Raw genomic sequence first — 1,350 nt, forward strand, 5'->3', positions numbered from 1 at the left:
CTACTACATATCGAAAATCTTACCACGATTCATAATATTATTAGGATCAAAGACCTTTTTGACCTCGCGCAAATAGTCAATCTCAAGGGCGCTACGGCTATATTCTAGATAAGGCTTCTTAGTCATCCCTACACCATGCTCAGCCGATACCGAGCCACCGTATTTTTGTACCGTCTCGAACACATATTTATTAACGATTTGACACTCATCAAAGAAGTCATCTTTGCTCATGTTCTCAGGCTTTAAGATATTAAGATGTAAATTCCCATCGCCGATATGCCCAAACCAACACACTTCAAAATCAGGATAGTTGCTACTGACAATCGCATCAATCTCTTCGATAAACTCAGGCACGTAGCTGATGAGTACCGACACGTCGTTCTTATAGGGCGTAAAGACCGAGATGGTCTCAGAGATATATTCGCGTAGCTTCCATAGCTCTGCTGCTTGCGCCAGGCTCTGACTCATCACGCCATCGGCAACCCAGCCTTGCTCCATACACTTCTCAAAGATTGCCATCGCCTTATCCATAATCGGCTCATAAGGCGCTTCGAACTCTAGCAGAGTATAAAACTTGGTGCGCGATTCAAACGGCTCTTGTACTTGACCATGTGCCATAAGCTTATCTATTGCCACCTCATCAAAGAACTCAAAAGCAGTTAAATCAATCTTAGCCTGAAAGGCGGATAGTACGTTCATCACATCGTTGAAGCTGTCCATGCCTAGCACCATGACGTTTAAGTCTTGCGGGAGTCGGTCTAGCTTAATCTGCGCCTGAGTGACGAAACCTAGCGTGCCCTCAGAGCCGATAAACAATTGACGCAAGTCATAACCGGTGGCGTTTTTGATCATCCCGCGATTGAGGTGCAAGATATCACCTTTGCCAGTGACTACCGTTAAGCCCATAATCCATTGGCGGGTCATACCATAGCGAATCACCTTTATGCCGCCGGCATTGGTGCCGATGTTGCCGCCCATTTGGCTCGAACCTGCCGAGGCAAAATCAACCGGATAGTACAAATCCTTAGATTCAGCGAACTGCTGCAGTTGCTCGGTGACCACACCGGCTTCGATCTCCACTAGGCGATCAGCGGGATAAAATGTGCCAATCTGATTCATCTTATCCATGCTGACGACTATCTCGCCGTTAGCGGCCACTGCGCCTGCCGATAGGCCAGTACGACCACCGCTTGGGGTCAAGACCACGTTATGCTCGTTGGCTAATAATACGATAGCTTGCACTTGCTCGGTCGATTTTGGAAAAACAATGGCAGAGGCGGCGGGCGCAAAATGTTTGGTCCAGTCTTTGCCCCAGTGCTCTAGGCTCTCGCTATCGGTTTTGATTTGGCT

Annotated in this window: 1 protein-coding gene; it reads right to left on the reverse strand. The window is 47.8% G+C overall.

The annotated features are described in order from the left end of the window. Positions 1 to 3: 3 nt before the first annotated feature. A partial coding sequence (locus ACTXGJ_RS12610; protein ID WP_443566155.1) for an FAD-binding oxidoreductase occupies positions 4 to 1,350 on the reverse strand: 1,347 nt, incomplete at its 5' end.

This window comes from Psychrobacter sp. 1Y11 (assembly GCF_052259045.1).
In the GTDB taxonomy this organism is placed as follows: Bacteria; Pseudomonadota; Gammaproteobacteria; order Pseudomonadales; family Moraxellaceae; genus Psychrobacter.